This window comes from uncultured Blautia sp., assembly GCF_902497045.1.
Taxonomy (GTDB): domain Bacteria; phylum Bacillota; class Clostridia; order Lachnospirales; family Lachnospiraceae; genus Blautia_A.
The window spans coordinates 1-21,431 of the sequence record NZ_CABVDF010000022.1 but is presented as its reverse complement, the minus strand read 5'-3'; the positions used below and the strand labels follow the sequence as shown (position 1 = coordinate 21,431).

The 21,431-nt window shown below is 44.0% G+C and carries 21 protein-coding genes; 20 read left to right on the top strand and 1 reads right to left on the bottom strand.

From position 1 onward, the window contains the following. The first annotated feature begins 85 nt into the window (after positions 1-85). The 18 genes from argC (at position 86) to nadA (ending at position 18,634) form a co-directional block, all read left to right on the top strand. Positions 86-1,126, top strand: a complete 1,041-nt coding sequence (gene argC / locus RDS42_RS03440) for an N-acetyl-gamma-glutamyl-phosphate reductase (RefSeq protein WP_308782393.1) — start codon at positions 86-88, stop codon at positions 1,124-1,126. A 63-nt stretch (positions 1,127-1,189) separates the two neighbouring features. Then, positions 1,190-2,413, top strand: a complete 1,224-nt coding sequence (gene argJ / locus RDS42_RS03435; RefSeq protein WP_308782392.1) for a bifunctional glutamate N-acetyltransferase/amino-acid acetyltransferase ArgJ — start codon at positions 1,190-1,192, stop codon at positions 2,411-2,413. Between the two features lie 55 nt (positions 2,414-2,468). Next, positions 2,469-3,365 (top strand): acetylglutamate kinase, encoded by an 897-nt coding sequence (gene argB, locus RDS42_RS03430; RefSeq protein ID WP_308782391.1) that lies wholly within the window; start codon positions 2,469-2,471, stop codon positions 3,363-3,365. Positions 3,366-3,369: 4 nt separating this feature from the next. Beyond that, on the top strand, positions 3,370-4,542 hold the full coding sequence (locus RDS42_RS03425; protein WP_331602565.1) for an aspartate aminotransferase family protein: 1,173 nt from the start codon (positions 3,370-3,372) through the stop codon (positions 4,540-4,542). A 140-nt stretch (positions 4,543-4,682) separates the two neighbouring features. Continuing rightward, complete coding sequence (locus tag RDS42_RS03420) at positions 4,683-4,895, top strand: FeoA family protein (protein ID WP_308782389.1); 213 nt, start codon at positions 4,683-4,685, stop codon at positions 4,893-4,895. Positions 4,896-4,976: 81 nt separating this feature from the next. Then, entirely contained in the window at positions 4,977-6,977 is a 2,001-nt protein-coding gene (gene feoB / locus RDS42_RS03415) for a ferrous iron transport protein B (RefSeq protein ID WP_308782388.1), read from the top strand. A gap of 21 nt (positions 6,978-6,998) precedes the next feature. Then, positions 6,999-7,160: a FeoB-associated Cys-rich membrane protein gene (locus RDS42_RS03410; RefSeq protein ID WP_308782387.1), complete on the top strand. Its 162-nt coding sequence runs from the start codon at positions 6,999-7,001 to the stop codon at positions 7,158-7,160. A gap of 114 nt (positions 7,161-7,274) precedes the next feature. Then, positions 7,275-7,709: a DMT family transporter gene (locus RDS42_RS03405; protein WP_308782386.1), complete on the top strand. Its 435-nt coding sequence runs from the start codon at positions 7,275-7,277 to the stop codon at positions 7,707-7,709. 126 nt (positions 7,710-7,835) lie between these two features. Further along, on the top strand, positions 7,836-8,465 hold the full coding sequence (locus RDS42_RS03400; RefSeq protein ID WP_308782385.1) for a ComEA family DNA-binding protein: 630 nt from the start codon (positions 7,836-7,838) through the stop codon (positions 8,463-8,465). A gap of 11 nt (positions 8,466-8,476) precedes the next feature. Further along, positions 8,477-9,166, top strand: coding sequence for a response regulator transcription factor (locus RDS42_RS03395; RefSeq protein ID WP_308782384.1), 690 nt, complete (start codon positions 8,477-8,479; stop codon positions 9,164-9,166). A gap of 3 nt (positions 9,167-9,169) precedes the next feature. Further along, the gene (locus RDS42_RS03390) at positions 9,170-10,591 is read left to right on the top strand and encodes a HAMP domain-containing sensor histidine kinase (RefSeq protein WP_308782383.1); all 1,422 of its coding nucleotides are present in this window, start codon (positions 9,170-9,172) and stop codon (positions 10,589-10,591) included. Between the two features lie 10 nt (positions 10,592-10,601). Then, positions 10,602-11,537, top strand: coding sequence for a GerMN domain-containing protein (locus tag RDS42_RS03385; RefSeq protein ID WP_308782382.1), 936 nt, complete (start codon positions 10,602-10,604; stop codon positions 11,535-11,537). A gap of 31 nt (positions 11,538-11,568) precedes the next feature. Next, on the top strand, positions 11,569-13,770 hold the full coding sequence (locus tag RDS42_RS03380; RefSeq protein WP_308782381.1) for a DNA internalization-related competence protein ComEC/Rec2: 2,202 nt from the start codon (positions 11,569-11,571) through the stop codon (positions 13,768-13,770). Between the two features lie 114 nt (positions 13,771-13,884). Continuing rightward, on the top strand, positions 13,885-14,868 hold the full coding sequence (gene holA / locus RDS42_RS03375; RefSeq protein ID WP_308782380.1) for a DNA polymerase III subunit delta: 984 nt from the start codon (positions 13,885-13,887) through the stop codon (positions 14,866-14,868). A 159-nt stretch (positions 14,869-15,027) separates the two neighbouring features. After that, positions 15,028-16,317 carry an L-aspartate oxidase gene (locus tag RDS42_RS03370; protein WP_308782379.1) on the top strand — a complete coding sequence of 430 codons (1,290 nt, stop codon included), beginning with the start codon at positions 15,028-15,030 and terminating at the stop codon, positions 16,315-16,317. After that, a complete protein-coding gene (gene nadC / locus RDS42_RS03365) occupies positions 16,310-17,161 on the top strand; it encodes a carboxylating nicotinate-nucleotide diphosphorylase (RefSeq protein ID WP_308782378.1) in 852 nt (283 codons plus the stop codon). Before RDS42_RS03370 ends, nadC begins: the two co-directional genes overlap by 8 nt. A gap of 13 nt (positions 17,162-17,174) precedes the next feature. Then, positions 17,175-17,723 (top strand): transcription repressor NadR, encoded by a 549-nt coding sequence (locus RDS42_RS03360; protein WP_308782377.1) that lies wholly within the window; start codon positions 17,175-17,177, stop codon positions 17,721-17,723. Continuing rightward, positions 17,720-18,634: a quinolinate synthase NadA gene (gene nadA, locus RDS42_RS03355; protein WP_308782376.1), complete on the top strand. Its 915-nt coding sequence runs from the start codon at positions 17,720-17,722 to the stop codon at positions 18,632-18,634. Before RDS42_RS03360 ends, nadA begins: the two co-directional genes overlap by 4 nt. A gap of 89 nt (positions 18,635-18,723) precedes the next feature. On the opposite strand, the gene rpsT is transcribed toward nadA, so the two are convergent. Then, a complete protein-coding gene (gene rpsT, locus RDS42_RS03350; protein WP_308782375.1) occupies positions 18,724-18,987 on the bottom strand; it encodes a 30S ribosomal protein S20 in 264 nt (87 codons plus the stop codon). 166 nt (positions 18,988-19,153) lie between these two features. On the opposite strand from rpsT, the gene gpr reads away from it, so the two are divergent. After that, complete coding sequence (gpr, locus tag RDS42_RS03345; protein WP_308782374.1) at positions 19,154-20,056, top strand: GPR endopeptidase; 903 nt, start codon at positions 19,154-19,156, stop codon at positions 20,054-20,056. 59 nt (positions 20,057-20,115) lie between these two features. Then, positions 20,116-21,348, top strand: a complete 1,233-nt coding sequence (locus RDS42_RS03340) for a stage II sporulation protein P (RefSeq protein WP_308782373.1) — start codon at positions 20,116-20,118, stop codon at positions 21,346-21,348. Positions 21,349-21,431: the final 83 nt, after the last annotated feature.

Below are 21,431 nucleotides of genomic sequence, written 5' to 3'. Positions count from 1 at the left end.
TAGATGTATAATTCATGTATCTTTGATAGGATGACCAGGACAAGTGGCATCAGACGTTTATACGGGTATAAGAGGAGGAGATATTATGATAAAAGCTGGTATTATCGGAGCAACAGGCTACGCGGGAAATGAGATAGCTAGACTTTTGCTGGGACATAAAGGTGTAGAAGTGGCATGGTACGGGTCAAGAAGCTATATTGAGAAAAGATATGCCGATGTCTATCAGAATTTTTTTCAGCTGGCAGATGCAAAATGTATGGATGACAATATGGAAGCTCTTGCAGATGAAGTGGACGTAATCTTTACTGCAACTCCACAAGGGCTTTGTGCCTCGCTTATAAATGAAGGAATTCTTTCTAAAGCAAAGGTTATTGATCTCAGTGCGGATTTTCGGATCAAGGATGTAAAAAAATATGAGGAATGGTATGGAATACCACATAAGTCTCCGGAATTTATCAATGAGGCCGTTTACGGTCTTTGTGAGATTAACAGAGAGGATATTAAAAAGGCAAGGCTGATCGCTAATCCGGGATGCTATCCTACATGTTCTACCCTTTCTGTTTATCCTCTTTTGAAAGAAGGGCTGATCGATCCTTCTACCATTATCATTGATGCAAAGTCCGGAACCTCCGGAGCCGGACGAGGCGCCAAGGTGGATAATCTTTTCTGCGAAGTCAATGAGAACATTAAGGCATATGGTGTGGCAAGTCATCGGCATACACCGGAAATTGAAGATCAGCTGGGATATGCATGCGGAGAAGAGGTTCTGATCAATTTTACACCGCATCTGGTTCCTATGAACAGAGGGATCCTTATAACTGCATATGCTTCTCTGAAAAAAGAGGTTTCCTATGAGGAAGTAAAAGCAGTTTACGATAAATATTATAATAAGGAATTGTTTGTACGTGTACTGGATAAAGATGTGTATCCTCAGACAAAATGGGTAGAAGGCAGCAATTTTATAGATGTTAATTTTAAGATCGACCCAAGAACAAACAGGATCATTATGATGGGAGCCATGGATAATCTGGTAAAAGGCGCCGCAGGTCAGGCTGTGCAGAATATGAATCTGATGTTCGGATTTGATGAGGCAGAGGGACTTCGCCAGATTCCCATGATGCCCTGATCTTTGTATCAGACAGGAGATCCCGGTGGAAAGAACAGTATAAAATAAGAAAGGATATTTACTATGAAGATTATATCAGGTGGTGTAACAGCGGCAAAAGGATTTCAGGCAGCCTCCACAGCAGCCGGCATCAAATATCAGGACAGAACCGATATGGCAATGGTATACAGTGAGAAGCCGTGCAGGGCAGCAGGAACCTTTACCACGAACGTAGTAAAGGCGGCTCCGGTAAAATGGGATCAGGATATTGTGTATCATCAGCCGGAAGCGCAGGTGATCGTGTGCAACAGCGGGATTGCCAATGCCTGTACCGGAGAAGAAGGCTTTGGATACTGCAGAGAAACGGCAAAGGCAGCGGCAGAAGCTCTTGGTGTCAGTGAGAACAGTGTTCTTGTAGCGTCTACAGGTGTAATCGGTATGCAGCTTCCCATTCAGAAACTGACAAATGGAATAAAGGCCATGGTTCCTGTACTGGATGGAAGTCTGGAATCAGGAAATCAGGCGGCAAAGGCGATCATGACAACGGATACAGAAGAGAAGGAAGCGGCGGTAGAGTTTGAGATCGGAGGGAAGACTGTAACCATTGGAGGGATGTGCAAGGGCTCAGGAATGATCCACCCCAATATGTGTACCATGCTGGGATTTGTTACAACAGATCTTAATATTTCCAAGAATCTTCTTCAGGAGGCATTAAGCGAGAACGTTAAGGATACATATAATATGGTTTCCGTAGATGGTGATACGTCCACAAACGATACGGTTCTTCTTTTGGCAAACGGTATGGCGGGAAATCCGGAGATTACAGAAAAAAATGAAGATTATCATGCGTTTTGTGAGGCTCTGAATTATATAAATACTTCACTTGCAAAGAAAATTGCAGGCGACGGCGAGGGTGCGACAGCACTTTTTGAGGTAAAGATCATTGGAGCAGAAAGCAAAGAACAGGCAGTGACCTTAAGTAAGTCAGTAGTGACTTCTTCCCTTACAAAAGCTGCTATATACGGACACGATGCCAACTGGGGCAGGATCCTTTGCGCTATGGGATATTCCGGTGCACAGTTTGATCCGGAAAAAGTAGATCTTTACTTTGAGAGTAAGGCAGGAAAGATCAAGATCATTGAAAACGGTGTGGCAACCGGATACAGTGAGGAAGAGGCAACCAGGATTCTTTCGGAAGAGGCTGTGACTGCTGTTGCAGATGTGAAGATGGGAACCTGTACGGCAACAGCGTGGGGCTGCGACCTGACTTATGACTATGTAAAGATCAATGCAGACTATCGCTCCTGATCTTTTAAAGAAGACAGGAAAGGGAGAATGAAAGAGAAAACGAGGAGGAAATAAAATGGTAAAACAAAAATATCTGGACAAGGCAGAGGTACTTATTGAAGCTCTTCCATATATCCAGCGCTTTAATAAAAAGATCGTGGTGATCAAGTACGGCGGAAGCGCTATGCTGGATGAGGAGTTAAAGGAAAATGTGATCAAAGATGCGGTTTTGCTGAAACTGGTTGGGTTTAAGCCGATCATTGTCCATGGAGGAGGCAAAGAGATCAGCCGCTGGGTCGGAAAAGTAGGGATGGAACCAAGATTTGTCAACGGACTTCGGGTGACAGACAAAGAGACCATGGAGATTGCGGAAATGGTTCTTGCAAAAGTAAATAAGGAGCTGGTAACTCTGGTAGAATCCCTGGGTGTAGATGCGGTGGGCATCAGCGGCAAAGACGGCGGTCTTCTGAAATGCACCAAAAAGCTGTCAGGCGGGGAGGACATTGGCTATGTGGGAGAAGTGAAAGAGGTAAATCCAAGGATTCTGCATGAACTCCTGGATCAGGATTTTCTTCCGGTCATTTTTCCGGTAGGCTTTGATGAAAATTATGATTCCTATAATATTAATGCGGATGACGCAGCCTGTGCAATTGCAGAGGCGGTGCATGCAGAGAAGCTGGCTTTTTTGTCAGATATTGAAGGCGTGTATAAAGATCAGGATGACCCATCCAGTCTGATTTCGGAACTGCATATCCATGAGGCAGAGAAACTGATCTCAGACGGATATGTAGGAGGGGGCATGATCCCGAAGCTGAAAAACTGTATTGATGCCATAGAAAACGGAGTAAACAGAGTTCATATTCTGGATGGAAGAATTCCGCACAGCCTTCTGCTGGAGATTTTTACCAACAAAGGAATCGGAACTGCTATTTTAAGAGAGGACGGCGAAAAATACTACAATGAAGATGCATGAACAGATGGACCAGGCAGAAAAAAGTATCCTTCATACATACAATCGTTTTCCGGTGATGTTTGACAGAGGAGAAGGCTGCCGGATTTTTGACACAGAGGGAAAAGAATATCTTGATTTTGCAGCAGGAATCGCTGTAAATGCACTGGGATATCATTATCCGGGATATGATGAGGCTCTGATGGAGCAGATCCGTAAGCTGACTCATATTTCCAATCTTTATTACAATGAGCCTATGAGCAGAGCCGGAGAGAAACTGATAAAAGCCAGCGGTATGAGCAAGGTGTTTTTTACAAACAGTGGTACAGAAGCTGTTGAAGGAGCTCTGAAGGCAGCAAGAAAATACGGATTTAAAAAATATAACGGTGAGAAATATGAGGTCATTGCCATGGAACATTCTTTCCATGGAAGAAGTATGGGCGCTCTTTCCGTTACCGGTACGGCTCACTACAGAGAGCCTTTCGAACCTTTGATCGGTGGTGTGAAGTTTGCACAGTTTAATGATCTGGAAAGTGTAAAGGCAGAAATTACAGACAAAACATGTGCCATACTGCTGGAAACAGTACAGGGTGAGGGCGGCATTTATCCGGCAGACAGGGGATTTCTGCAGGGACTTCGTACCCTCTGTGATGAAAAAGATATCCTTCTGATCCTCGATGAGATCCAGTGCGGCATGGGACGTACCGGAGATTATTTTGCATGGCAGGGATATGGAGTGAAGCCGGATATTATGACCTGTGCCAAGGCTCTTGGAAACGGAGTTCCGGTGGGGGCTTTTGTTCTTGGAGAGAAAGCCGCAGCAATTTCTCTGGAACCGGGAGATCATGGAACGACTTATGGGGGAAATCCTTTTGTATGTGCTGCCGTAAGTAAGGTTTTTGATATTTATGAGGAGAACCATATTCTGGACCATGTGCGGGAGCTGACGCCTTATCTGGAGGAAAAACTGGATGAGATCGTGGATCAGTATGACTGCGTTTCTGCCAGACGTGGAAAAGGCTTTATGCAGGGCCTGGTGATTCAGGGAATTCCGGTAGGAAATGTTGTGAAGAAAGCTCTGGAAAACGGACTGCTGGTTATTTCAGCAGGCAGTGATGTGCTGAGAATGGTACCTCCTCTGGTCATAAAAAAAGAGGATATTGATGAGATGATTATGAAACTGAAAAAAAGTCTGGCATAATGCCGGACTTTTTTTATGATAAAAGTGTTGACAAACTAACTTTGTTAGCATATACTAACTGATGTAGAGTTTATTGATACTAACAAAAAGATCGGATCAATGTGTAAAACGGATTCCGGGAAAGTGAGAATTATATGCTTATGAATCTGTCAGAAGCGAGAGAAGGAGAAGAATATATCGTAAAGGATATTGTCACAGATGATGAAGAGCTGGATGCTTTTCTTTTTTCACTGGGGTGTTACAGTGGAGAACCGATTACAGTGATCGCCCACAGAAAGGGCGGCTGTGTGGTTTCTATTAAAGATGCCAGATATAATATCGATCATGATCTGGCACAGGCTATTTCGATATAAAATAGTGATCCTGTCACTATTTTTTTTCAGACTACAGGTTAGTCTCAACTAATTAAATGGGTTATGGAGGAGAGAAAGGTTATGAGAATTGCTTTGGCAGGAAACCCCAACAGTGGAAAAACTACCATGTATAATGCCCTTACCGGAAGAAATGAAAAAGTTGGAAACTGGGCAGGAGTTACGGTAGAAAGAAAGGAAAGTCCGATCAGGAAAGGATATTGTGAAGGAAATGAGGAGCTTGTGGCAGTGGATCTGCCAGGCGCTTATTCCATGTCTCCTTTTACCTCTGAGGAAAGTATTACCAGCAGCTATGTAAAGAATGAAGCGCCGGATGCAATCATTAATATTGTGGACGCTACAAATCTCAGCAGAAGTCTGTTTTTTACCACACAGCTCCTGGAACTTGGAATACCGGTTGTGGTAGCATTAAATAAAAGTGATGTGACAGAAAAGAAAAAAACGGAGATTGACATTGAGCTTTTATCAAAAAAACTGGGGTGTCCGGTAATCCGTACCGTAGCCTCTTCTTCCGGGCACAAAGGCCTTAAGGCAGTGGTTGCCAATGCGGCTGCTTTAAAAGGAAAAGGTCAGAAAGCCCCTTATATGCAGGAGGAGATCAATCTTCAGAACAAGGCTGCGGTAGAAGCAGCAGACAGAAAAAGATTTGATTTTGTAAATGACATTGTAAAAGCAGTAGAAAAGAGAAAGGTTTTTACAAAAAATAAAAACCGTCAGGATCAGATTGATGCGGTTCTTACCAATAAGATTGTAGGCATTCCTATTTTTGCGGCTGTTATGTTCCTGGTATTTTACATATCTCAATCTACAGTGGGAACCTGGATCGCAGACTGGCTGGTGGGATGGATTGAAACCTTCCAGAGCTGGGTAGGCGGGCATGTGGAATCTGCCAGTCCGTTTCTGCAGGCGCTTCTGGTAGATGGTATTATTGGCGGAGTTGGTGCTGTTGTAGGATTTCTGCCGCTGGTAATGGTTATGTATTTTTTGATTGCTCTTCTTGAGGACTGCGGATATATGGCAAGAGCTACGGTTGTTCTTGATCCTATTTTTAAAAGAGTCGGACTTTCCGGAAAATCTGTGATCCCTATGGTGATTGGAACCGGATGCGCTATTCCTGGAATTATGGCATGCCGTACCATCCGTAATGAGAGAGAACGAAGAGCGACTGCAATGCTGACACCTTTTATGCCATGCGGAGCAAAGCTTCCGGTGATCGCGTTATTTGCAGGAGCATTTTTCTCTGATGCAGGATGGGTAGGTCCAACAATGTATCTGGTAGGAATCGTGCTGATTTTTCTCGGAGCACTTCTGGTTAACCAGATTACAGGATATAAATTTCGAAAATCATTTTTTATCATTGAACTTCCGGAATATAAAATTCCAAGCCTGAAAAGAGCAGTGCTTTCTATGTTGTCCCGTGGAAAGGCGTATATTGTAAAAGCAGGTACTATTATTCTGGTGTGCAATACAGCAGTACAGATCATGCAAAGCTTCAACTGGCACCTTCAGGTCGTAGAAGAAGGAATGGAAAGTACTTCTATTCTGGCATCTATAGCAACACCTTTTGCAGTGCTTCTGATCCCTCTGGGATTTGGAGTATGGCAGCTTGCAGCAGCAGCCATTACAGGATTTATTGCCAAAGAAAATGTAGTAGGTACCCTGGCAGTAGTATATGGTCTTACCAGCTTTATTAATGAAGATTTTGCCCTTGTAGGAAGCGGAAATCAGGTGGCGGCTGTTATGGGACTGACAAAGGCAGCAGCTCTTGCCTATTTGATGTTTAATCTGTTTACTCCGCCATGCTTTGCTGCGCTGGGAGCCATGAATTCAGAGATGCAGGACAGAAAGTGGCTGTGGGGAGGCATCGCCCTGCAGCTGGGAACCGGGTACTCTGTTGCATTTATGGTATATCAGACGGGAACACTGATAACTACAGGAAGCCTGGGAAGTGGATTTGTTCCAGGGCTGGCAGCAGTTGCGGCGATGGTTCTTGTTGTGGTATTCTTAGTAAGAAGAACACGAAAAAATTTCAGCACAGAATATGGACTTCATGCCCAGGGATGAGAATGAAAGGAGATGTTTGATATGGCAGATCTTGTAATAGCAGGCATTTTGCTGTTGGCGGTAGGAGCCGCGGCAGCGTATATCATAAAAGCAAAAAAGAGTGGAAAAACATGCATCGGCTGTTCGTCCGGAGGATGCTGTTCCGGTAAGTGCAGCGGTCACTGCAGCGATACACTTAAATAAAAATCAAAGAAACAGAAGTGTATAAAAACTGAATTTTTGTATATGATGATATTATAAACAAGAGGCTGGTTAAAAATACCGGTCTCTTTTACTAATATATATGGAGGGATTTTTATGTGGGGATTTGCGGCAGCTCTTATTTCCGGTGCTCTGATGAGCATTCAGGGAGTTTTTAACACAGAGGTGACAAAGCAGACCAGTCTTTGGGTGTCCACAGGATGGGTACAGCTTTCTGCTTTTTTGGTCTGTGTGGCTGCATGGTTTTTTACAGGGAGGGAAAATATCTCGACTTTATGGCAGGTGGACAACAAATACACACTTCTTGGAGGTGTGATCGGAGCGTTTATTACAGTTACGGTTATCCAGAGCATGGGAGCTCTTGGACCTGCACGGGCCGCTATGCTGATCGTGGTTTCTCAGCTTCTGATCGCTTATGTGATCGAACTGATGGGACTTTTTGGTGTGGAAAAGGCAGTCTTTCAGTGGAGAAAAGCAGTTGGAATGGCGGTTGCCATTATTGGTATCGTAATCTTTAAATGGCAAAAATAAGAGTTGGGTATTGTAAAAGCAGATGGAATTCGTTAGAATAGGAATTGGTCAAGTGTGAGTATCGGGGGAGCAGATAAGGAGTGACCCCAAATCAGAAAACAAAAGAATGATCAGAAAAGAAATGGTTTGAGACTTCTGCTGACGATTCTGGTGCTTTTTGCCAGTCCGGCTTTATCCGGATGCGGCAGACAGGAACCGGAAATTCTGTTGGAAGAGGAACAGAAAGAAGAGGAAGAAAAAGGGACAGATGCCCCGGAACCGGAAATCACACCGGAGATCACAAATCCGCCGCAAGATATTTTTGTTGATGTCTGCGGAGCTGTGGCAAAACCCGGAGTTTATCGTATGCCCTTTGACAGCAGAGTGTTTCAGGCTGTAGAGGCTGCCGGAGGTTTTCTTCCGGAGGCTGCGGGCAGCTATGTAAATCAGGCTCTGCCCTTAAATGATGGTCAGCAGATTTATGTACCTACAAAAGAAGAGGCAGAGAAAAAGGGAGAAGCTTTGGCAGACGATGTTTTTGCCGCAGCGGAAACCGGGGAGAGCAGTCAGCCGGAAGAAAACGGAAAAGTTAATCTGAATACAGCAGATGCGGCGGCTCTTCAGACGCTCAGCGGTATCGGAGAGTCTAAAGCGCAGGCGATTCTGGCATACAGAGAGGAACATGGAGGCTTTTCTTCCATAGAGGAACTGATGGATGTCCCGGGGATAAAAGAAAATACTTTTATAAAGATAAAAGATAAAATTGCAGTAGAATAAGGAGAAATTAAATGAGCAGGAAAGTGTTAGTGGTAGATGACGAAAAACTGATCGTAAAAGGAATTCGCTTTAATCTGGAACAGGACGGAATGGAAGTGGACTGCGCCTACGATGGAGAAGAGGCTGTGGAGAAGGCCAAGGAGAATCATTATGATATTATTCTTCTGGACCTGATGCTTCCCAAAATGGACGGCCTTGAGGTCTGCCAGCAGATTCGGGAATTTTCAAATGTTCCGATTGTAATGCTTACTGCAAAGGGCGAAGATATGGATAAGATCCTTGGTCTGGAATATGGTGCAGATGATTATATTACCAAACCATTTAATATTCTGGAGGTAAAAGCAAGGATCAAGGCAATCATGCGTCGTGCGCGATCTGAAAGCGAAGAAAAAGAAAAAGCGAAAAGTATTGAAAGCGGTGATCTGAAGCTTGACTGTGAGAGCCGCCGCGTGTTCATTGGCGGCAAGGAGATCAATCTTACTGCCAAGGAATTTGATGTACTGGAACTTCTGGTGTTTAATCCTAATAAAGTTTACAGCCGTGAAAATCTTCTGAATATTGTGTGGGGATATGAATATCCCGGTGATGTAAGAACTGTAGACGTACATATCCGCCGTCTTCGTGAAAAAATTGAGGCAAATCCCAGTGAGCCCAAATATGTACACACAAAATGGGGCGTAGGCTACTATTTCCAGGCATAGTCCATGAAGAAGAAAAAAAGATTTTTTAAGAGTCTGCGTTTTCGGATCCTGATCATTCTGGTGATTCTGGGAATCGTCCCCAGTGTGATCGTTACGCAGATGATGTTCAGCAATTATGAAAAACAGGCGATCACAGCCAGAACTGGCACGATAAATACACAGTGCAGTATTCTGTGTGATCAGATCATCAAAGAAAATTATCTTAATGACTCCAGCTCTGAAACAGTAAACGGCAAGCTGGAGTTATTGTCTAACATCTATGGAGGCAGACTGCTGATCGTAGACCGGGACTTCAGGATAGTAAAGGATACTTATCATGTAGATGAAGGAAAAACGCTGGTTTCCCCTAAGGTCATCCGCTGCTTCAAAAGCGGAAAGCCGACAGATTACCAGCGAAACGGTCAGGTGCTGGAAACAGCAATTCCCATCAAAAGTGCAGATGTTCCCCAGACACAGGGGGCTATGCTGGTTACTATTTCCAGCAGCGAGATCACGGCAACTATGATGGACATGAAGTATCAGGGACTTCTGATCCTTGCGATCATTATTGTTCTGTCTATATTTTTTGCATACATCATGTCTACGGTTCTTGTGAAGCCGCTGGCCCGTGTTACCAAATCTATTGAAGATCTGACAGACGGATATCAGAATGATGAAATTTCCGTTCCGGATTACACAGAAACAGAGCTTATTACAGATGCATTTAATAAAATGCTTAGCCGGATGAAGACTTTGGATGAATCCCGATCGGAATTTGTTTCCAACGTGTCTCACGAGCTGAAGACGCCCATGACTTCTATGAAAGTTCTGGCAGATTCCCTGGTAGGGCAGGAAGGGATCCCGGAGGAACTTTATCAGGAATTTATGCGTGATATTACTGCAGAGATAGACAGAGAAAACCGTATTATCACAGATCTTTTAAGCCTGGTGAAAATGGATAAAAAGACAGCAGATCTTTCTATTCAGCATATGGATATTAATCATCTTCTTGAAGACATACTGAAAAGGCTCCGGCCTATTGCAGATAAAAGAAGCATTGATCTGATTCTCGACAGTTTCCGCCCGGTGGAGGCAGATGTGGATGAGATTAAATTTACTTCCGCGATCAGCAATCTGGTTGAGAATGCGATCAAATATAATGTAGATGATGGATGGGTGAGAGTTTCGATTGATGCAGATCATAAATATTTTTATGTTACGGTGGCAGATTCCGGCATGGGAATACCGGAAGAGTCGCTGGATCGTATTTTTGAGAGATTTTATCGTGTGGATAAATCCCACTCCAGAGAGATTGGCGGTACAGGTCTGGGACTTGCCATAACAAGAAGCACCATTGCCATGCATCATGGTGTGATCAAGGTGTTCAGCAGGGAAGGAGAAGGAACGACCTTCTCAGTCAGGATCCCGCTGTCATATATTCCATAGGAGGTGCCGGATGAAGAAAATAATCAGCATGCTTCTTCTGGCAGTCTTTGTCTGTATCACGGCTGCCGGATGCAGTATTGAGGTAGAAGAAAAAGAGCCGGATAAATACAGTTACTATTATCTGAACCAGTCAGAGACATCTTTGAGGAAAGAAGGCTATAATCCGAAGGAAGAAAACGGAGAAAATATGCTGAGAGAACTGATGCAGTATGTCAGCAGCAAAAAGGCTCCGGAGGATGGGATTCCGCTTCTGCCGGAAAATGTGGTCCTTAATTCTTATGATTTTCAGGACAGTACCCTGGTGATTGATTTTAAAGGCGGATATCGGGAGATGAGCAGGGCAAGAGAGGTGCTTACGAGAGCCGGCATTGTCTTGACATTTCTCCAGATACCGGAGATAGAAAAGGTTCGCTTCACTTTAGAAGGACAGGAATTAACAGATTCCAGAAATAATAAGATCGGGGAGATGACAAGACAGAGCTTTTTGAATCTTTCCGGAAAAAATATGGACAGCTACAGATATGATACCTTTACTTTATATTTTACGGATAAAAGCGGTCAGAAGCTGGTAAAGGAAAAACGTAATATCTATTACAGAAGAACACTTCCAAAAGAAAGCGTAGTCCTGGAGCAGCTGGCAAAGGGACCTATGGAAGAGGGACATTATCCGGTGATTTCGGAGTCTTCGGTGGCTCTCAGTGCTATTATTGCAGACAGGATCTGTTATATTGACATGAACCGGGCTTTTCAGGAAGAGTCTCCTGATATAGCAGAAAATGTCCAGGTATATGCAGTTGTGAATTCTCTTCTGGATTCCTGCGAAGCGGATAAGGTTCAGATTTCCATTGAAGGAAATATGGAAGGAAATCTAAAAACAAGTATGCCGCTGTATACATTTTATCAAAAAAATGAAGAACTGGTAGAACAGGAAGATTCAAATTCCTGATTCTGCAAGGATTTTATGAAAGGGATGGCAAATGACAAGACGTCCATTATGTCTTGTGTGTCTGATCCTGATGCTGTGTATGTGGATTGCTGAGCTGGCAGGGATACCGCTGATAAGCGGTGTTCCCCTGCCTGATACAGTACAGACGTACATTGAAAAGCATCCGGCCGCTGTGATCTGCGGGGAGGTACAGCAGTGTCAGACCACAGAGTTCTCCTTTTCTGTCTGTTTAAAACATGTCTTTCTGATCGTTCGATCAGAAAAAATTCCCATTGAAAATGTAAAAGTATTTTTAAAAAAAGAAGAAGACCTGCCGCCAGGTACACAGGCAGTTTTTTCAGGACAGCTGGAATCAGTAGGAGGCCCAAGGAATCCGGGGGAATTTGATTCCCGCCAGTACTATGCCTGCCAGCATATTTATTATTTTATGAAAAAAGCAGTACTGAAAAAGAAAAGCGCCGGATATTCCGGATATGGCCAGAAACTGCTGGAACTGAAAGAGCAGGTTCTTGAAATCCTGAGAAATGCGGCAGGAAAAGATTCTCCGGTTTTTGAAGCAATGCTTCTGGGAGAAAAAACGGATCTGGAACAGGAATTAAAAATGCGCTACCAGATGGCGGGCATGATCCATATTCTGGCTATTTCAGGACTGCATATCAGTATTCTGGGAATGGGGCTTTTTTCGCTTTTGAAAAAGATAGGACTGGGAAATGGAACGGCAGGACTTCTGTCTCTTATGGTTATGCTTCAATATGGAATATTTACAGGGGGAAGCGTTTCTTCTATGAGAGCGGTATGTATGTTTGTGCTTTCTGTAGGAGCAAAGATTCTGGGAAGGACCTATGATATCCTGACTGCTCTGGCAGTATCTGCGATTCTGCTTCTTCTGGATTCTCCTGCTTATTTGTACAGCAGCAGTTTTTTGCTGTCCTTTGGGGCAGTTGTGGGTGTGGCTTTTGTGTCTCCCTGTATAATAAAAATTATGGATATAAAGGGCAAAGCAGGAAAAGCGCTGGCAGGCTCTGCAGCGGTGCAGCTTTCTACACTTCCGATCATGCTGGCATCTTTTGGAGAAATATCCATTGCCGGTATTGTTCTGAATCTGGCAGTGCTTCCTACAGTAAGCGGCGTACTGCTCAGTGGTCTTTGCTGCAGTATGGCCGGTTTTATAAACCAGGAGGCTGCTTCTCTGGCAGCTGTTCCTGGAAGAGTACTTTTGTGGTTTTATGAAAAAATGGGTATGCTGGCAGGAAAGCTGCCTTTTTGTACCTGGATCGGAGGAAAACCGGAAACCTGGCAGTGGGGGATTTACTATGGACTTATGGCGCTGGGAATATTCTGGGGAATGCGAAAGGCAGAAAAAAAGAAGAAAGCAGGAAGAGGCCTTTTATGGGGGCTGATTGTTCTGGCAGGGATCCTGCTTCTTTCCTGGCAGCCCCGAAAAGGGCTTCGTATCACATGCCTGGATATTGGACAGGGGGATGGCATCGTTCTGGAAATGCCGGAAAAAGGTGTGTTTCTCATGGACTGCGGAAGCAGCAATAAGAAGAATATCGCAGCATATCAGCTTCTTCCCTATTTGAAAAGCAGAGGAATCTCCTATATAGACGGTATCCTTGTCTCACATACAGATAATGATCATATCAGCGGTATACAGGAGCTTATGGAGTATATGACACAGGGGCTGACCTCTGTGAAGGCCGGAACACTGATGCTTCCTCAGTGGAAAGAAAAACCAGAGGCATATCAGCTTCTGGAAAAGCTGGCAAAGGAAGCCGGAATCCAGGTGCTGTATATGGAAAAGGGAAATTCTTTTTTCTGCGGAAAGGCAAAATTCCAGATACTTGCTCCTATGGAGGGCTCATTAGGAGACAATGTAAATGAGGAAGGTATGGTGATGGAACTGAAATTCGGAAAGTTTAAGGGGCTTTTCACTGGGGATATCGGTATGGATACAGAAAAGAAACTGTTGTCGGAGTTTTCAGATGTAGATTTTTTAAAAACAGCCCATCATGGTTCCAGACATTCCACCTGTCAGGAATTTCTGGATCAGGTAAAACCGGAACTGGCAGTGATATCCTGTTCTGATTCCAATACTTATGGACATCCTTCGCCGGAAACTACCCTTCGAATGAAAAAAAGCGGGGTAAAAGTAGAATATACCATGAAAAACGGTGCCATTACTTTGCATACAGATGGAACCCGTATATGGACAGAACACTTTGTAAAATAAAAAACGGACAGATTACAGGAAGTAGGGCAGGCGGCAGAAGGCGGGGATTTGTCTTGCGGGAGGCAGTGAATCTTTGTATAATAGAAAGATAAAAACAACAAAGGGAGTTTGATCTTGAAAAGCTTACAGGAAGATTTAAAAACAGGAAATTTTAAAACGGCTTATCTTTTATATGGGGAGGAAGCCTATCTCAGACAACAGTATAAAGATAAACTGCTGAAAGAATTAAACCCAGATGGAGATACGATGAATTTCAGCAGGTATGAAGGAAAGGGGATCGAAGTAAGAGAGATGATCGATCTCTGTGAGACGATGCCGTTTTTTGCAGACCACAGGGTGATCCTTGTGGAAAACTCCGGATTTTTTAAAAATAAATGTGAAGAACTTGCGGATTACATGAAAACGCTTCCTGATTATGTGAGGATGATCTTTGTAGAGGAAGAAGTAGATAAGAGAAGCCGGATGTATAAAGCAGTGAAAAATATAGGGCGGGTAACAGAATTTTCCCGTCAGGATGAAAAATCTCTGATGCGTTGGGCGGCAGGGATTCTTGGAAGAGAAGGCCGTAAGATCAAAACATCTGATATGGAGCTTTTTCTTATAAAGACCGGTACGGATATGGGAAATATCCGTATGGAGCTGGAAAAGCTGATCGCCTATACAGAAGGCAGAGATATTGTGACAGCTCAGGATATTGAGGCTGTATGTACAACGCAGACAGCAAACAAGATTTTTGACATGGTTCGTGCGGTAACAGAAAAAAATCAGAAGCGTGCACTGGATCTTTATTATGACCTTCTGACATTGAAGGAGCCTCCTATGAGAATCCTGTTTCTTCTTGCAAAACAGTTCCATCAGCTTTTTCTTGCAAAAAAAATGGCGGAAGAGGGTGTGGGCCAGCCGGAAATTGCCTCCCGTTTGGGTGTTCCTTCTTTTGTGGCCAGAAATATTGCAGCCTGTGCCCGGTCTTATAGTTCAGAGGAGCTTCGCAGAGCGGAAGAGGATTTTGTGGATGCGGAAGAAGCGGTTAAGACCGGACGGCTTCAGGATGTGCTCAGCGTAGAACTGCTGATCGTGAAATACAGTTCCGGAAGATAAGTCTTATAGCATTTTCGTTTTTATGTTGTTGCTGTTCACAGCTCTGTGAACAGCAACATTATGTTTTCATGAAATTATTCTTATCATTACAGGTGTCTTGACACCTGTTAAGTCTGGTGGTATACTTGCAAAAAAATGTTAAGGATATGAGGAGAAAACATGAAAGAACATTATGACGTGATTGTTGTAGGAACAGGAGCCGCAGGTCTGTACTGTGCCCTGAACCTTCCGGAAAGGAAGAAGATCCTGATGATCACAAAAAAAGAAGCAGATCAGTCAGATTCTTTTCTGGCACAGGGAGGAATCTGCATGCTTCGGGGAGAGGCTGACTACAATGATTATTTTGAGGATACCATGCGTGCCGGCCATTATGAAAATAATAAAAAAGCAGTAGATCTGATGATCCGCAGCTCCAACAGTATTATCCGCGATCTTCTTATGAGAAATGTGGATTTTGAACGGAGTGAGGAAGGAGATCTTCTGTTTACCAGAGAAGGGGCACATTCTCAGCCCAGGATTCTTTTCCATGAGGACATTACCGGAAAGGAAATTACCTCTAAACTTCTTGAGCAGGCGGAAAAAAGAGAAAATATTGAGATCTGTGAATATATGACTATGGTAGATCTGATCTCCCGGGATAATATTTGCGGGGGAGTGGTGGCTATGGATGAGCAGGATGAGATTTATGATATCCGCGCGCCTTATGTGGTTCTGGCTTGCGGAGGGCTTGGGGGACTTTATAAAAATTCTACCAACTTTCCTCATATTACAGGAGATGCACTTGGTATTGCCATGAAGCATCAGATCGCTCTGGAGAATCTGGATTACATACAGATCCATCCCACAACTCTTTATTCTAAAAAGCCGGGAAGGAGATTTCTGATTTCGGAATCTGTACGTGGAGAGGGCGCTCACCTTTGCGATAGAAACGGACAGCGTTTCACTAATGAACTGCAGCCAAGAGATCTTCTGAGCAAAGCAATCTTCGCACAGATGGAAAAACAGGATACCGAATATGTGTGGGAGGATATGCGTCCGCTGGGTGAGGATATGATCATGAAACATTTTCCTAATATCTTCAAACGTTGTCTGGAGGAAGGATATGATGTACGAAAGGAGCCGATTCCGGTAGTTCCGGCTCAGCATTATTTTATGGGAGGCATTCAGGTGGATCTGGGAAGCAGGACTTCAATGAAAGGACTTTATGCCTGCGGCGAAACAAGCTGCAATGGAGTTCATGGAAAGAACCGGCTGGCCAGCAATTCTCTTCTGGAATCTCTGGTGTTTGCAAGAAGAGCTGCAGATGATATATTGTTTGGAAGGAAGCCGGAGCCGTGCCGCGCCGGAGCCATTGATCGGAAATGCTATGAAGACAGGGAAACTCTGATGGCAGGTTATCGGAAAAATGTATTAAATGAAATTGAAAGGATGAAAAACAGTCATGAATGAAATTACAATGAAAATGCAGGCAGATGAGCTGATCATGATGGCTCTGAGAGAGGATATTACAAGCGAGGACGTTTCTACCAATGCCGTAATGCCGGAGGCACAGAAGGGAACGGTAGATCTGATCGCTAAGGAGGACGGAGTGATCGCAGGACTCCAGGTTTATGCAAGAGTATTTACTCTTCTTGATGATAAGACTGAAATTGAATTTTTCTGTAAGGACGGAGATCAGGTAAGGAACGGGCAGCTTCTGGCAAAGGTCAACGGAGACATTCGTGTACTTTTATCCGGTGAGAGGGTGGCCCTTAACTATCTTCAGAGAATGAGCGGGATTGCTACTTATACAAGAGAGGTGGCAGGACTTCTTGAAGGCAGCAGTCTGACTCTTCTGGATACAAGAAAGACAACTCCAAACTGTCGTGTATTTGAAAAGTATGCAGTCCGTGTAGGCGGAGGATGCAATCATCGTTATAATCTTTCGGACGGAGTGCTTCTGAAAGACAATCACATCGGAGCAGCCGGAAGCGTGGCAAAGGCTGTGGCCATGGCAAAAGCATACGCACCTTTTGTACGTAAGATTGAGATTGAGGTAGAAACTCTGGATCAGGTAAAAGAAGCTGTAGAAGCAGGAGCAGACATCATTATGCTGGATAATATGACACCGGAGCAGATGAAAGAAGCCGTAGCCCTTATTGACGGAAGAGCAGAGACAGAATGTTCCGGAAATGTGACAAAAGAGAATATCGCAAAGATTCGTGATGTGGGCGTAGACTATGTTTCCAGCGGGGCGCTGACTCATTCTGCACCGATCCTTGACATTTCCATGAAAAATCTTCATGCGGTCTGAGAGGAGGCATATCATGAACACCTCTGATAGGAGAAAGGAAATCCTTCAGATTCTTCAGAGAGAGGAAGAACCGGTTGCGGCCAGAGAACTTGCTGCAAAATTTGGCGTAAGCCGTCAGGTGATCGTTCAGGATATGGCGGTGATCCGTGCGTCTACACCGGGTATCCTTTCCACTACAAAGGGATATGCGATCCAGCAGGACACCAGCTTTACCAGAGAATTTAAGGTGCGCCACAGACAGGAACAGGCGGCAGAGGAGCTGAACCTGATTGTAGACTGCGGCGGCCATGTAAAAAATATCAGTATCAGTCACAGAGTATATGGTCGTGTATCCGCGGAAATGGATATTCGGTCCAGACATGATGTGGCAGAGTTTGTAGAGGCTTTAAACAGCAGCCATTCCACTGTTCTGAGCAACGCTACTTCTGGTTATCACTATCATCTTGTGGAGGCATCCAGCCAACAGCGTCTGGATCTGATCGGGCAGCAGCTTGAAAAAGCCGGATTTCTGGCGCCCTTGCAGCCATGGGAAAAGAAAGAAAAAGAGGAGAACAAATTATGAAGATCGCAGAGATACAGGAGGAAATCCTCCGTCTGAAAAAGGAAAAGAATATCTGTATCCTGGCACATGCCTATCAGGGTCATGAAATTCTGGAGGTGGCAGATTATACAGGAGATTCTTATGGATTAAGCGTGCAGGCTTCCAAAAGCGACTGTGACGGAATTATCATGTGCGGCGTACGCTTTATGGCAGAAACATGTAAGATCTTAAGTCTGGATAAAAAGGTATGGCTTCCAAATCCTACAGCAGGATGTCCCATGGCAGAGCAGCTTACAGTCGATGAGCTGAGAGAACTGAAAAAGCAATATCCCGGATATGCAGTTGTAGCTTATATCAACACGACATCAGAACTGAAAACAGAGTGTGATGTGTGTGTGACTTCTGCTTCAGCGGTAGAAATCTGCCGTCGTCTGGAGCATGATAAGATTCTTTTTATTCCGGATCCTAATCTGGGACATTTTGTGGCAGAGCAGATTCCGGAAAAGACCTTTGCTTTTTATAATGGAGGATGTCCACGTCATGCGGCAGTTACCGGGGAGGAGACAGAAAAGGCGAAAGCTGCTCATCCGGGAGCTCTTCTCCTTGTGCATCCAGAGTGCCGGCCTGAGGTTGTGGCATATGCAGATTATGTCGGTTCTACAACCGGAATTATGTCCTATGTGGAAAAATCAGAGGCAGAGGAATTTATTATTGGAACAGAGAACAGTATTGTGGAGCATCTTCAGTTTTCTTATCCAGAAAAAAGATTTTATCCCCTTTCTGTAGCTCTGACCTGTATGGATATGAAGGTTACCACACTGATGGATATTTATAACTGTCTGAAAGGACAGGGAGGAGAAGAAATTCTGCTTTCTCAGGATGTTATGGACGGGGCAGAAAAATGTATCAGAAGAATGGTTGAGCTGGGCTGACCGGTAAAACAGAAAAAAGACAGTCACATGACGGTTGTGACTGTCTTTTTTAATTATAAGCTTATAATTAAAAACAAGTTCGTTTTCTATTAGCCGATGTTGTTAACGGCTTTTGTCAAACGGGAAACTTTTCTTGCACAGTTATTTTTGTGGTAAACACCCTTGGATGTTGCTTTGCTGATAGCAGCGATTGCCTCGTTGAGTGCTACCTGTGCAGCAGCCTTATCGTTGTTCTGAACTGCAGCTTCTACCTTTTTGATGGAAGTTTTAACAGCAGAGCGGATAGACTTGTTTCTCGCAGCTTTAGTTCTGTTTACTAAAATTCTTTTCTTTGCGGATTTAATGTTAGCCAATGTGATACACCTCCATTTCGAATTCTTGATGATCTGTTCCAGAAACAGACACGGGCGCTTCTGTGAACATGCTTATATATTTTATTACACATATCTTTGAATGTCAATACATAATTCCCATAAAAAAGACAAATCCTACATAAAAAGACAATCCGGAGGAGAAAAGATGTTAGGAAACAGCAGAATCAGAACGGATCTGGCACTGGAGGCTACAGAAAGCTTTGCAGAAAAGGATACAGAGCTTCGAGGCGTGGAGATTCATGAAGATTATAATGAAGAGAAGGATATCCGAACAACGATAGTAAAAATCACTACAGAAAATGGGGCTAAGGCTATGGGGCGCCCTCAGGGCAATTATATTACCATAGAAGCCCCTGATCTGTCAGCTTCTGATGAAGATTATCACAGGGAAATATCTGAGGAGATTGCAAAGCATCTTCACAGACTGATCAATCTGGACAGAGAAACCTCGGTTCTGGTAGTGGGACTGGGGAATCAGGGAATCACCGCAGACTCACTGGGACCTCTTGTGATAGACAATCTTCGTATGACGCGGCATATCATACGGGAATATGGATTGAAAAGCAACGGAAAAGAAATTTTGCACCAGGTCAGCGGGATCATCCCCGGGGTAATGGCTCAGACAGGGATGGAAACATCGGAGATCATTCAGGGAGTGACGGCAGAAACAAAGCCGGATGTAGTCATTGCAGTAGATGCGCTGGCCGCCCGCAGTGTCCGGAGGTTGAACAGGACAGTTCAGATCACAGATACTGGTATTCATCCGGGGTCCGGAGTGGGAAATCACAGAAACGGGCTTACAGAAGAGAACCTTCAGGTAAAAGTGATCGGCATAGGCGTTCCTACGGTTGTGGATGCCGCAACCATCGTTCATGATTCCATGGCACATCTTCTGGATACACTGGAAGAACAGGAACAGAAAGAATTTCTGGAGGAAATGATATCACCAAATCTGTATAGTATGTTTGTTACGCCAAAGGATGTAGATGAGACCGTGAAATATCTTAGTTTTACTATATCAGAAGGGCTGAATCTGGCATTTTCTTAAAGCGGTACAGTCATAATCACTGTTATTGTGTCATAGGATACTTTGAAAGAGGTGATCCTATGACAAAGCTCCAGAAAGCATGCTGTATTATCATGAGTTTATGTTTTTGGGCAGTTCTGGCTGTCATGCCAGACCCCTTTTTTATGAGAGGAAATGCATACAGGCAGTTTCCTCTTTATTGTTTTCTGGAGAAAAAAGCTAGAAGTGTTCCGGAGAGGGAAGACCCGGAAACATATGAGAAGCTGATGGAGGGGAATGCTGCATATCTGGCAAAACAAATGGAAAAAGAAAACAGGGATCTGGATATAGAGACAGAGCCGGAAACTCAGGACATGCTGTCTCAGGATCAGGAGAAAGAAGAGCATATTCAGCCGGCAGAAAATAAAAAGAAGACGGACATAACAGAAGCTCCTTCGGTGACAGAAATACCTGCAGTAACAGAAACACCTGCAGCAACAGAAGCGCCTGCGGTAACAGCTGCTCCTGTTCTGGCTCAGATCCAGCCGGCTCCGGTGATTGACCTGGCACCGGAAACTCTTGCAGATTATGATTATCTGTTGAATAATTTTTTTATTATAGATGAAAATACCGATACAAACCCGGAACAGCTGAATGCGAAAAGATTTCTGGAAAAGGATCTTACCATAAATAAGAATCCCGATAATCCACAGATCCTTATTTATCACAGCCACACGCAGGAAACCTTTGCGGATTCCCGGGAAGGGGAGATTGCAGATACCATTGTGGGAGTGGGAGATCATCTTGAAAAAATCCTTACTGATACCTATGGTTATCAGGTGCTTCATATAACAGAGCAGTTTGATATGGCCGGAGGTCAGCTTGACCGCAGTGCGGCCTATGATTACGCGCGTCCTTATATAGAAAAAATTCTTGCAGAAAATCCTTCCATAGAAGTGATCATAGACCTTCACAGAGATGGAGTGCCGGAGGATCGTCATCTGGTTACAACAATCAATGGAAAATCAACGGCACAGATCATGTTTTATAATGGTCTTAGCTATACACGCTCTCAGGGAACGGTAGATTATCTGCCGAATCCCTACATAGAAGATAATCTTGCTTTTTCTTTTCAGATGGAATACCAGGCTGCACAGTATTATCCGGATTTTTACAGAGGCATCTATCTGTCCGGGCTGAGATATAACCTGCATCTGAGAAAAAGATCGGTTCTTTTGGAAGCAGGAGCACAGACAAATACAGTGCAGGAGGTTAAAAATGCAATGGAACCTTTTGCAGACATTCTGGATCGGGTGCTGAGGGGAGAGAAATAAGGATGCTTGAGAATGTAATGCGGTTTCAGACTTTTTAATCATAAAAGTACAAAAGAAAACGACAAAATATACAAAAAATATTG

Excerpts from the sequence above, each read along its gene's own strand:
- argC (WP_308782393.1), top strand. The coding sequence starts at position 86 with ATGATAAAAGCTGGTATTATCGGAGCAACAGGCTACGCGGGAAATGAG.
- argJ (WP_308782392.1), top strand. The coding sequence starts at position 1,190 with ATGAAGATTATATCAGGTGGTGTAACAGCGGCAAAAGGATTTCAGGCA.
- argB (WP_308782391.1), top strand. The coding sequence starts at position 2,469 with ATGGTAAAACAAAAATATCTGGACAAGGCAGAGGTACTTATTGAAGCT.
- RDS42_RS03425 (WP_331602565.1), top strand. The coding sequence starts at position 3,370 with ATGGACCAGGCAGAAAAAAGTATCCTTCATACATACAATCGTTTTCCG.
- RDS42_RS03420 (WP_308782389.1), top strand. The coding sequence starts at position 4,683 with ATGAATCTGTCAGAAGCGAGAGAAGGAGAAGAATATATCGTAAAGGAT.
- feoB (WP_308782388.1), top strand. The coding sequence starts at position 4,977 with ATGAGAATTGCTTTGGCAGGAAACCCCAACAGTGGAAAAACTACCATG.
- RDS42_RS03410 (WP_308782387.1), top strand. The coding sequence starts at position 6,999 with ATGGCAGATCTTGTAATAGCAGGCATTTTGCTGTTGGCGGTAGGAGCC.
- RDS42_RS03405 (WP_308782386.1), top strand. The coding sequence starts at position 7,275 with ATGTGGGGATTTGCGGCAGCTCTTATTTCCGGTGCTCTGATGAGCATT.
- RDS42_RS03395 (WP_308782384.1), top strand. The coding sequence starts at position 8,477 with ATGAGCAGGAAAGTGTTAGTGGTAGATGACGAAAAACTGATCGTAAAA.
- RDS42_RS03390 (WP_308782383.1), top strand. The coding sequence starts at position 9,170 with ATGAAGAAGAAAAAAAGATTTTTTAAGAGTCTGCGTTTTCGGATCCTG.
- RDS42_RS03385 (WP_308782382.1), top strand. The coding sequence starts at position 10,602 with ATGAAGAAAATAATCAGCATGCTTCTTCTGGCAGTCTTTGTCTGTATC.
- RDS42_RS03380 (WP_308782381.1), top strand. The coding sequence starts at position 11,569 with ATGACAAGACGTCCATTATGTCTTGTGTGTCTGATCCTGATGCTGTGT.
- RDS42_RS03370 (WP_308782379.1), top strand. The coding sequence starts at position 15,028 with ATGAAAGAACATTATGACGTGATTGTTGTAGGAACAGGAGCCGCAGGT.
- nadC (WP_308782378.1), top strand. The coding sequence starts at position 16,310 with ATGAATGAAATTACAATGAAAATGCAGGCAGATGAGCTGATCATGATG.
- RDS42_RS03360 (WP_308782377.1), top strand. The coding sequence starts at position 17,175 with ATGAACACCTCTGATAGGAGAAAGGAAATCCTTCAGATTCTTCAGAGA.
- nadA (WP_308782376.1), top strand. The coding sequence starts at position 17,720 with ATGAAGATCGCAGAGATACAGGAGGAAATCCTCCGTCTGAAAAAGGAA.
- gpr (WP_308782374.1), top strand. The coding sequence starts at position 19,154 with ATGTTAGGAAACAGCAGAATCAGAACGGATCTGGCACTGGAGGCTACA.
- RDS42_RS03340 (WP_308782373.1), top strand. The coding sequence starts at position 20,116 with ATGACAAAGCTCCAGAAAGCATGCTGTATTATCATGAGTTTATGTTTT.